General features: G+C 29.1%; 12 protein-coding genes. 3 read left to right on the forward strand and 9 right to left on the reverse strand.

All coding sequences use genetic code 11. The annotated features are described in order from the left end of the window. Positions 1-293 precede the first annotated feature (293 nt). From Q4Q35_RS09560 to Q4Q35_RS09580, 5 genes are all read right to left on the reverse strand, one after another. A complete protein-coding gene (locus Q4Q35_RS09560; protein WP_303277748.1) occupies positions 294-908 on the reverse strand; it encodes a hypothetical protein in 615 nt (204 codons plus the stop codon). A gap of 138 nt (positions 909-1,046) precedes the next feature. Further along, positions 1,047-1,727, reverse strand: coding sequence for a tetratricopeptide repeat protein (locus Q4Q35_RS09565; protein WP_303277749.1), 681 nt, complete (start codon positions 1,725-1,727; stop codon positions 1,047-1,049). A gap of 70 nt (positions 1,728-1,797) precedes the next feature. After that, a complete protein-coding gene (locus Q4Q35_RS09570; RefSeq protein WP_303277750.1) occupies positions 1,798-2,808 on the reverse strand; it encodes a M28 family metallopeptidase in 1,011 nt (336 codons plus the stop codon). A 61-nt stretch (positions 2,809-2,869) separates the two neighbouring features. Then, positions 2,870-3,922, reverse strand: a complete 1,053-nt coding sequence (locus Q4Q35_RS09575; RefSeq protein WP_303277751.1) for a M28 family peptidase — start codon at positions 3,920-3,922, stop codon at positions 2,870-2,872. 154 nt (positions 3,923-4,076) lie between these two features. Further along, the gene (locus Q4Q35_RS09580) at positions 4,077-4,403 is read right to left on the reverse strand and encodes an FUSC family protein (protein ID WP_303277752.1); all 327 of its coding nucleotides are present in this window, start codon (positions 4,401-4,403) and stop codon (positions 4,077-4,079) included. A gap of 292 nt (positions 4,404-4,695) precedes the next feature. Between Q4Q35_RS09580 and Q4Q35_RS09585 the strand changes: the two genes are divergently transcribed. The 3 genes from Q4Q35_RS09585 to Q4Q35_RS09595 all read left to right on the forward strand — a co-directional run bounded on the left by Q4Q35_RS09585 (position 4,696) and on the right by Q4Q35_RS09595 (position 6,853). Then, positions 4,696-5,535 carry a universal stress protein gene (locus tag Q4Q35_RS09585; protein ID WP_303277753.1) on the forward strand — a complete coding sequence of 280 codons (840 nt, stop codon included), beginning with the start codon at positions 4,696-4,698 and terminating at the stop codon, positions 5,533-5,535. A gap of 9 nt (positions 5,536-5,544) precedes the next feature. Beyond that, positions 5,545-6,009, forward strand: coding sequence for a cytochrome c family protein (locus Q4Q35_RS09590; RefSeq protein WP_303277754.1), 465 nt, complete (start codon positions 5,545-5,547; stop codon positions 6,007-6,009). 502 nt (positions 6,010-6,511) lie between these two features. After that, entirely contained in the window at positions 6,512-6,853 is a 342-nt protein-coding gene (locus Q4Q35_RS09595; protein WP_303277755.1) for a DUF4870 domain-containing protein, read from the forward strand. 394 nt (positions 6,854-7,247) lie between these two features. Here Q4Q35_RS09595 and Q4Q35_RS09600 read toward each other — a convergent pair whose 3' ends face one another. The 4 genes from Q4Q35_RS09600 to Q4Q35_RS09615 form a co-directional block, all read right to left on the reverse strand. After that, positions 7,248-7,898 carry a hypothetical protein gene (locus Q4Q35_RS09600; protein WP_303277756.1) on the reverse strand — a complete coding sequence of 217 codons (651 nt, stop codon included), beginning with the start codon at positions 7,896-7,898 and terminating at the stop codon, positions 7,248-7,250. 101 nt (positions 7,899-7,999) lie between these two features. Next, positions 8,000-8,797, reverse strand: coding sequence for an SH3 domain-containing protein (locus Q4Q35_RS09605; protein WP_303277757.1), 798 nt, complete (start codon positions 8,795-8,797; stop codon positions 8,000-8,002). Positions 8,798-8,932: 135 nt separating this feature from the next. Beyond that, positions 8,933-9,673 carry a hypothetical protein gene (locus Q4Q35_RS09610; protein ID WP_303277758.1) on the reverse strand — a complete coding sequence of 247 codons (741 nt, stop codon included), beginning with the start codon at positions 9,671-9,673 and terminating at the stop codon, positions 8,933-8,935. A gap of 42 nt (positions 9,674-9,715) precedes the next feature. Further along, positions 9,716-9,948, reverse strand: a 233-nt coding sequence (locus tag Q4Q35_RS09615) for a hypothetical protein (protein WP_303277759.1), incomplete at its 5' end; no start/stop codon positions are given.

Genomic DNA, 9,948 nt, shown 5'->3' on the forward strand with positions numbered 1-9,948 from the left:
AAGTTCACTCTTTGTATGTTTTCCAATGCTAAGTTCGTCTAAAATTTTTAATTTGAAAGGTTCGCTGTAACGTCTAATTACTTTGTCATTTTTGTACATAATTGTGTTAAATTATGTAGCCTTTATTCAGGACGAGTCAAAGTTGTTGCCAACGCTTATGTATATGGAAAGTTGCGTGTTTGTACGCAAGGATTTTCCGAAGGAAAATCAGAAGCTAGCAAACAAAGCAACTGACATTGGTTAAGCACAAAATAGCAATTTTTTATAGGATACTGTGTTGTGCATAGTATTTTTTATTCCTCAATCCATTTTTCTTTTCGCTTTTCAGTATCATTTAGCGATAAATAATGAATTGCTAAAGTCAATTGGATATTTGGGTCGTTTAAATCAAATAATTTTTTATCCATGAGTATATGACTATAATGAATGTCCATAGAATAAAAATCTCCCGAGTCCCAAATCCGTTTAGCATATTTTGCTATTCTTGGATTAGTTTTTCCTAAATCTGTCAAAAATTTTTGATATTTTCCATTTGCATTAGCACAAATACTCTTATACTCTTTTTCGTTTGGGTACTCTTTTGATTTACAAAACATCCAAATTTCCTTGAAAGTAGATTCGGAAATTTGTTCATATAGTTTCTTTTGTTTTTCGAAATTTATATTAGCCCAAAATCCATTTCCTGTTGCTTCTAAATATTCGTGTGGTGTTCGTTCGTAACAAGTTTTGAAATCGGAATCCATTTGTAAACACATTTCCGACTTGAAGAATTCCGTTATTTTGTTCAAATCAGCTATCTGTTCTGCCGTAAAATTTTTGTTCAGTTCAGTCACAGAATATTGAGTTTTACAAGAGAAATTCAATTGTAAAATTATAACTCCTAATATGAATATTATCGTTTTTCTCATATGCACAACGTGTTTATGATTTCGTTGCGTGTTTCAGCAACTAAATTAGTAAACAAAAACGAACAAGAGGAAATTCCGAAGGAATTTCCAAGTAGGCGAGAACTAGCAATGAATTATAGCATCGTTGTAAGTAGTGCTTTATTTTATTTTTTCTAATAATTCCTTTGCATCTATCAATTCGTATTTTGATGCTTGAGTCAAAAATTTTCTCGCATTTATAGTGTCATTTAATTCATAATATGCTTGTCCAATCCAACTCAATGCATCTGGTATTTCATAATTGTATTCAATCGCTTGCTCTAAATCCGTTATTCCAAGAGAGTGTTTTTTCAGGTACACGTATGAAATTCCACGTTCAAATTCGATTCGGTATTTCCGGACATAATAGTCAGAATCTCTGTCCCAATCTCCATTTAAATTAAAGTCGATGTAAATACTATCTGACTTAATTGCTCCTTTTGTGTTTAGGGCTTTCGTATAGAAATCTACAGACTTGTCGTATGCTTTAAGTCTCTTGTAGTTATTTCCAATATTCATTAAAATCAAAGTATTTTGAGGCTCAAAAGCTAATATTTTTTCATAATCTTCAATTGCTCCGTTAAAATCTCCAATTGCAGATTTGTCTGCTCCACGGTTATTTAATGCAGGTCTGAATCTTGGTTTTTTTTCAATTGCTTTGTCTAAATAAAGAATTGCTTCGGCATATTTTCCTTTTTCTTCAAGTTCAAATGCTAAATCGTAATATTGTTCCGCTGTTCTTAAATCGCAAGAACTGCAAATAATTGAAATCAGTATTATGTAGATTAGGTTTTTCAGCATTACTTACAACTCGTTATATGTGGAATAAAAATACTCATTATCCATTAATTATTTCGGGATAATAGGAATTTCAATCCACTTTTACCCGTTCATCACGATTGGCTAATTCCCAAGCAGTATGGAAAATAAGGCGTGCTCGTGTTTCCAGTAAGTCATATTGAATTTTATCTGGCGTATCAGAAGGCTTATGGTAATCGGCATGAGTACCATTAAAATAAAATATGACAGGGATATTATGTTTAGCAAAATTATAATGGTCAGATCGGTAATAAAAACGATTTGGATCATCATCTTTATTATAGGTATAATCAAACTTCATATTAAAATATTTCTTGTTCACTGCTTCAGAGATATTATGTAACTCCTTGCTTAATTTATCAGATCCTATTAAATATAAATAGTTTCTATTAGCCTCATGTTTTTTGTCTATACGACCAATCATATCTATGTTTAAATTAGCAATGGTGTTTTCTAAAGGAAAAACAGGATCTACGTCTGTGTAGTATCTAGAACCAAATAACCCTATTTCTTCTGCTGTAACATGTAAAAACAATATAGAACGTCTGGGACCATGACCTTTTTCTGAAGCAATTTTAAAGGCTTCGGCTATTTCCATAATGGCAACAGTACCAGAGCCGTCATCATCTGCACCATTATTAATATCACCGTTTTTGGAAACACCGATATGGTCTAAGTGTGCCGAAATGACAATAACTTCATCTGGTTTTTCAGTTCCTTTTATATAAGCTAAAACATTTTCAGAGTCTTTTATTTTTTTAATAAAATAAGATGCAGGAATTTCTTGAAAATAATCGCCTTCAGCAATAGGGGATGGAATCCCTACAGATACATAGTGGTTTTTAATAAACTCAACAGCTTTCTTTTGTCCGGGCTCGCCAGTTTTTCTACCTTCATATTCATCTGAAGCATATATGTAAAGGGCTTCTTTTAGTTCGTCTGCAGTAATGGTTTTTGCATAATTTAGAGCAACTCCGGCATTTTTAGAAGTTTTTTTATTTTGAGAGGAAATGCATGCTATTACCGATAATGAAGTGCATACAAGTATTACTAATCTTTTCATTTTGTAAATATATATTTTCGCTATATTACAAAAATGAATTAACAGAAAAACTTTTTTCAATCTATTTTAACAATTCATTGTCTTTGTCGAGAGTAATGCGATGGTCTTGATTAGCAATTTGCCATGCTGTGGCAAATATAAGTTTTGTGCGTCTTTGCAGTAAACTAAAATCTATTTTATCTGGAGTATCTGTAGGTTCATGGTAATCACGATGTTCTCCATTAAAATAAAAAATGACAGGAATTCCTTTTAATGCAAAGTTATAGTGGTCTGAACGTGTATAGTAATGATGTTTTTCCCTTTCCTCATTATACCTGTAATCTATATCTATATTAAAATACGTATTATTTATTTTTTCAGATAAATAATGGAGTTCCTTACTGTGTCTATCCGAACCTATTAGATATATATAGTCTTTATTGTTTTTATGTATATTATCAACCCTTCCTATCATATCTATATTTAAGTTGGTAATTGTATTTTCTAAAGGAAACACAGGGTGTTGTACATAAAATTCCGAACCTTGTTTTCCTATTTCTTCTGCGGTTAAATGTAAAAACAAGATACTCCGTTTTGGACCATAACCTTCTTTTTTTGCTAAGTTAAAAGCTTGTGCCATTTCCATGATTGCAGCAGTACCAGAACCATTATCATCTGCACCATAATATATTTGACCATCATCAGAAATACCAAGATGATCCAGATGTGCAGAAATAATAATAACTTCTTCTGGTTTTTCATTACCTTCTATATATGCTAAAACATTTTCTGAACTTTTAATTTCTTTTGAAAAGAAACTCTTAGGAATGCTTTGATAGTAATTATCGTTTCCAAAAGGAGATGCTATATTTTCATTTATATAGTATGATTTTAAAAATTCAACAGCTAATTTTTGTCCTTTTTCACCCACTTTTCTGCCTTCAAATTTTTTTGAAGAGAATTCGTATAAGTGTGTTTTTAGATCTTTAATTGTAACCGTATTAGCGTAGTTAAGAACATATATACTATCAACTAACTTAATACTATCTTTAATGTTTTGGATTTTTGTAGTGAATTTTGGTGTAGAGCAGGTTCCTATTAATGCAAATGCAGATAGTATATAAAAGGTTTTCATACGTTAGTGTAGTAAGACTTTTACATTTAAATTATAATCGAATAATTTTAAGGACGAAAAACTTTGGTGTACTAGTCTTGTTGTTTTAAGTTTTACGATACAAATATACGTAAAGGTAGGAGAAATTACTTACTAACTGGTAATTAAATATGCATTACCAACTTCTTAATTTTCTTATTTTCTTTTTATCTTTCTTTTCAAATTTGTTTTTTGTTATTTCTAATGTTTCGGTGTTAGTTATTTCGATTTGAGTGTAAATTGATTTATAGATGGTTATTGTTAATGCTATAATAATTAACAAAAAAGCAAATTGAATTATTTTTTTTATCTGGACACTTTTTTTTGAGAAATGAAAAACTACCAGTCCAAATATTAAGCCTATAATACTAGGTATAATTGTTAAATTGTAAATTAAAAGGACAGATAACAATATTGCTAAAACTAAAGCTGTAATTGTTAAAAAAATAAATGTTTTTTTCATTTGTAGGATGTTATAATTCTCCAAATCAGTTATTTATTTAATTTTTCACCAAAATAAATTAACCTCTTTATGTACTTTAAGACATAATAAATAATGTGAAAAATAATTGAAACTATTTAAAATAATTTCAAGACTATATATAGGTATACATTTATTGTGCCGAACATAGATACTTCATGTTATTATTTTAATTTTATTTTTAAATGTAAAAAATGGATTACAACTGACATTTATCATAGTTTTTTTTAAGCATTGATAATATATTTACTTATAATCCTAATTTTATATTTTGATGAAAACTATATTGTTACCTACCGATTTCTCTAAAAATTCTATTAATTCTATTGATTTTGCAGTGACATTATTTAAGGATGTTGAATGTGATTTTTATTTGCTTAACGTACAAAGAGCATCGTCATTTATTTCTGATGACATGATGTCGGTTACATCATCTAGTACTATTTATAATACCATCGTTAGCGCTGCTAAAAAGTCCTTGTCTAACACTATTACAAGAATAGAGAAAAGCTATAAAAACAATAAACACCGTTTTCATTCCATGGTTGATTATGATAATTTTATTGATTCTATTAACCAGGTTTCTGAGAAAAATGGAGTTGATTTGATAATTATGGGAACCAAAGGAGCCTCCGGATTACAAAAAGTGATTTTTGGAAGTAATACAGTCCGTGTGATAGAACATTGCAAAGCGCCTGTACTTGCCATCCCAGACAAATGTGTTATATCAAATTTAAATAAAATAGTATTTGCTACTAATGATATGGCTTCTTTTAGTACGAGTCATATAAAACCTCTTATTGATTTAGTAAAATTGTACGATTCTAAATTACATGTTTTACATATTGCAGACGAACATCATTTGGCACAAAATCTAGGTGAGAATATCGATTTTATAAATTCGAATTTTGAGAGTACCCTTCACGATTATGTCGATGTAAAAACTAAAGATATGTACCAAATGGTGCATGAATATATTATTGAAAATGATATAGAAATGCTATGTATTGTTAGTGAGAAACATTCTTTTTTAGAGCGTTTGTTTAACAAAAACTTAGTTGAAACTTTTGCGTTTAGTATAGATGTGCCTTTGCTGGTCATGAATAATTATTAACTAAATAATATGAAAATTAAAGGATTAGCATTTTTAGTATTATTCCTTTTTATAATTACAGCTTGTAAAAAACCTAAAGGAGAAAATAGTAAAATTTTAACCGAATCTTATGGCCAAAAGCTTCAAGAGCATCCAGGAAAGAAACTAATGGAAACTTACTGTTATTTATGTCATGATGCTACTAAATCTGAAGAAGAAAGGCTTGCCCCTCCAATGATAGCAATTAAAAAACGCTATATATTTGAAGGCACATCAAAAGAAGAATTTATAAATGATATGCAAAGGTGGATTAAAAACCCCAACGAAAAAGATGCCAAAATGTTTGGAGCTGTAAGACGGTTTGGGGTCATGCAAAAATTACCTTATCCAGAAGAAGATATTAGGCAAATAGCAGACTATATGTTCGATTATGATATTGAGCAACCCGAATGGTTTGAAGAACATTTCAACCAAATGCGAGGAAAAAATAAATAATATTAAATTGTTTTTTTGTATAAATCGATTCAATATCAGTAACTTATACATGTAAGATTTAACTTTTTTATCGTTTTTATAGTTAAAATATTTACTCTTAACTTTATAAGATTGACTAACTAATCAAAGCCATTCTTTAAAATGAAATATAGAGTCTGTAAAGTAGTTTTACTTATACTTTATTTCCTTTCTCTTTCTTACAATTTATATAAAACAAATCTAAAGGAGCGCAGTAGAAGGGTTTGTTTAGTACTGTCTTAAAAGTGTTTCGTTTTTGAGTTTATATTGAGTATAGCAGAAGTACTCTAGATAAACCAAATTCGAGAGGTTTTAGAAAAGGTCTCGACTTTAGTTTATACTGAGTGAAGCCGAAGTACTCGACTAAACATCTAGATACTTTGCACATAAAAGAAATAGATTTTGTTGAAATAATATTCTAACAAGTATGTAACATTTTTTTTAATGATGCGTCATATAAGTATCAATCAAAAAAATAACCATCATGAAGAGACAGGACAATCAATTAATCGTTATGACACATTTAAGTCAGTTAATAATCTTATTAACTGGTTTTGGTAGTTTATTACTTCCGTTAGTACTTTGGCTTACACAAAAGGAAAAAGTCTATCAAATGGATACGCATGGTAAAAATATTATAAACTTTCAATTAAGTTTAATTGTATATTTTATAGTATGTATCCCTTTAATATTACTATTTGGTTTGGGCTTATTAGGTTTTTTAATTTTAGGAATCGTATCCATAGTTTTTCCAATTATTAATGCTATTAAAGCCAATAATGGCGAAGTACCCACATACCCTTTTACTCTTAATTTTATTAGTTAAAAATTATACCTGCCTTTTGATTAACTTGTCTTGAGCATAGTCGAAAGGCTCAAGGTAAATTAAGGCAGGTACCTCATGAATTATTCCTGATTTATGAGGTGATAGGGAAACAAAAATGCTCACTAATTAATCGGTGAGCATTTTTAGTTTTGAGTGTTTGGGAGTTTCTGTACTTACACTTACAAAGTTTTAAAACCTTTGCAAGATCGCTTGGGTTGGGTTTTCTATTTTAAGTCCTTGCTACTTCTCTCGATAGCGCGGACTTGTACCTCAAATCCGCGATATCGGGTTGGTTTAGCAGTAAAGTTACTAAATAATTACTGACCAAGAAAGTCCGTGAGGACTTTCGCAAGTGAACAAAAAGCCAGCAATAAAGTTTATACGTTGCCCATAGTTATTTTTCTAATTTCATTTTTGTCAAGTTGATTTTTTCTTTTTTTCTCGGATATTTTCCGTGTTCAAAAGTCAATTCAAAATCGTATTCAAAATCTTCTTTTTTAATTCGCTCCAATGAAACCAAATCAACATTATAGAAAAATCCCACACGATATAATTCGCAATCTTCTCCAAGTTCTTCAGGTTCAATAACAATATATATTGAATCTGTACAATTACACATTTCAAGTGGTAATGATTCACCGTCACAAATGCTAAAAACAGAATAACCGAAAGAATTCAGTTGCTCTCTAATATTTCCAAAAGTTTCAGCAAATAATACATTATCTAATTTAGTCAACTCAATATTTCTCTCGAAGATATATTCGTTTCCATATTTCAGTAAATCTAATGTATCCTTTGAAAATCGTTCGTCAAGTATTTTTATTACTTTAGAATTTCTCAATTCAGTAATTTTATTTTCCACGCTTTTGGATTTCAACGATTCAAGAATAGAGTTTTGTTTATTCAATTCAGCGTTGTTTTTTTCCAATTTCGATATTTTAGTTTTTAAAAGACTATTCTCTTTTAATAATTCTCCATTTTCATTCTTTTCAGAACAAGAAAAATTTAAAAATAGAATAAAAAATATGATTGTTATTGGTTTCATTTTTTAATGTAGGTAACGGTTTGTGTATGATTTGTTGCTTATTGTACTAAGATAGCAACTCAAGCAATTAATTATAGGACACGGTGTTGGCAAATCGTTTTTTATTTTTCAGTTTCTAAATTTGGAATCAAATCACCATTTTTCCATTCTAATTCTCTGCTTGTTATCTTAATTTCTATCCAATTTGTTTCTTCATCCTCGTAATTTCCAATTTCTTTTTGATAAACTATTTTTCCTTTTATTCCATTTTCATCTGTTGGGAAAATTAATTTTTCTTTCAACCAATAAACACCACCATCAGAAACTTGTGATATTTCCAATATTTTTTTTAATTCGGATTCTGTTTTGAAGAAGAAAATTCCACCACCATCAATTCCACAAGCTTCTGCTAAATAATTTACGAATAAAATATTCTCCACATTATCAATTCCTTTATTATCAAAAAGGTCAATTGAAAATTCGTAAGTTGTTAGAATAGAACTATTTTCAGTTAGTTCAGATTTTTCATTTAAATGACGTATTATTATTGAGTAATTATCTTCGGTTTTCTTGTAAGCAAAAAAGTATTTTGAGTTTTTAATTTCCTTTTTTTCTAATGAAATTAGTCCACCAAGAATGTAACCAATTTTATTTTTGTATTTAACTTTATAAAAAGGCGATTCAATTCCGTTGTAATTTAGTTTATTTTCAGTTTTTTCAAGAATTACTACTTCTGTTCCAATTTTGAGTAAATCAATTACCTCAGATGTTAAATCTGGAAGTTGTCTGAATTTGACATCATTTCCAAATAAATAATAATTTTCTCCATTTTTTAAGTCAAAATTTGGATTATGATATATTATTTCTTGACTAAAAGAAAAGTTTGTTATTAAAAGAAGTAATATTGTTAATTTGTTCATTTTTAAATGTTTGCTAGCGTGTTTCTGTATGATTTCGTTGCGTGTTTTGAGCAACTAAATTAGCAACTAAAAACCGAATAGAAAATCCGTGAGGATTTTCGTAAGTAGGCTAGAATTAGCAATAAATTATATACGTTAGTAGCTATGGTTATATCCGCTTTTTAATTCAACTGTATTTATTGTCAAAAAATAAATTTGTCTTTTTCTGACATTAATTTTCTCCATTTCAGATTCCATTTCAGAAAGTAATTCTTTTGGTGTGTCTCTATCAACATGCATAAAAACTAATTGTTTTCTCATATCACAATGATTACAAAGCAAAAAAGGAATAATGTCTTTAGTCTGTCCAATTTTATCATTTAATTGAATATAGTACTTTTCTTTATCGTACTTTTTGTATTTATTCAAAATGCTATTTTTGAGTTTACCCACGAAAATATAATTACCAATTGTGCTGTCATTCGGTTTAAAATCAAATTCAGATTTGTCAGATTCGAATGGTTTTATTTCAAGTAATAATCCAGCTGAAAAATCCGACAAAAAGCTTTTCTTTTTGTCAGTTTGTTTTATCCAAAATATTGAGTCATTCAGAATTAACTTGTTCCCACTAATTTTATAATCAGATGTCCAATTATAATTATCGTTCGCTAAACTTAATATTTCCGATTGCTCTATGTCAGAACCTCTTCTGTTGTCGTCATAACCTCCATTACTTAATGAATTAATTCCGATTGTGCTGTCAGTGATTTTGTAGCAATTCAGATATTCCGAATTATTGGTTTTAAATTCATGCCAATGTCCGATTAGTTTTTCTTGTTTACTCTGACATGAAATCAAAGTAAGAAGTATAATTATAATCTGGATGTTTTTCGCCATTGCTACTAACGTGAGTCTGTGTATTAACTTAGTTTTGTTGATTCAAATATATAAAAGTTGTTTTTGATTAATACTTAAGTTTAATCTTTTAGAAAAAAAGAGCTTAAAATGATTGTTTTTGACTGATAAATAAGGGGATTTAGTTAAGAAATTGACTAAAATAGCTTTAATTTTATCTATCAAAGCTTCAAAACCGAAGATTGCTACTAATCTTTTCAGATTATAACAAGTAAAGACAAGATATACTTCACCAAGGACTTTTTCTTTGGTCTTGG

Origin of the sequence: Flavivirga aquimarina, from assembly GCF_030540835.1 — a bacterium.
GTDB lineage: Bacteria > Bacteroidota > Bacteroidia > Flavobacteriales > Flavobacteriaceae > Flavivirga > Flavivirga aquimarina.

Excerpts from the sequence above, each read along its gene's own strand:
- Q4Q35_RS09565 (WP_303277749.1), bottom strand. The coding sequence starts at position 1,727 with ATGCTGAAAAACCTAATCTACATAATACTGATTTCAATTATTTGCAGT.
- Q4Q35_RS09560 (WP_303277748.1), bottom strand. The coding sequence starts at position 908 with ATGAGAAAAACGATAATATTCATATTAGGAGTTATAATTTTACAATTG.
- Q4Q35_RS09595 (WP_303277755.1), top strand. The coding sequence starts at position 6,512 with ATGAAGAGACAGGACAATCAATTAATCGTTATGACACATTTAAGTCAG.
- Q4Q35_RS09610 (WP_303277758.1), bottom strand. The coding sequence starts at position 9,673 with ATGGCGAAAAACATCCAGATTATAATTATACTTCTTACTTTGATTTCA.
- Q4Q35_RS09570 (WP_303277750.1), bottom strand. The coding sequence starts at position 2,808 with ATGAAAAGATTAGTAATACTTGTATGCACTTCATTATCGGTAATAGCA.
- Q4Q35_RS09580 (WP_303277752.1), bottom strand. The coding sequence starts at position 4,403 with ATGAAAAAAACATTTATTTTTTTAACAATTACAGCTTTAGTTTTAGCA.
- Q4Q35_RS09600 (WP_303277756.1), bottom strand. The coding sequence starts at position 7,898 with ATGAAACCAATAACAATCATATTTTTTATTCTATTTTTAAATTTTTCT.
- Q4Q35_RS09605 (WP_303277757.1), bottom strand. The coding sequence starts at position 8,797 with ATGAACAAATTAACAATATTACTTCTTTTAATAACAAACTTTTCTTTT.
- Q4Q35_RS09590 (WP_303277754.1), top strand. The coding sequence starts at position 5,545 with ATGAAAATTAAAGGATTAGCATTTTTAGTATTATTCCTTTTTATAATT.
- Q4Q35_RS09575 (WP_303277751.1), bottom strand. The coding sequence starts at position 3,922 with ATGAAAACCTTTTATATACTATCTGCATTTGCATTAATAGGAACCTGC.
- Q4Q35_RS09585 (WP_303277753.1), top strand. The coding sequence starts at position 4,696 with ATGAAAACTATATTGTTACCTACCGATTTCTCTAAAAATTCTATTAAT.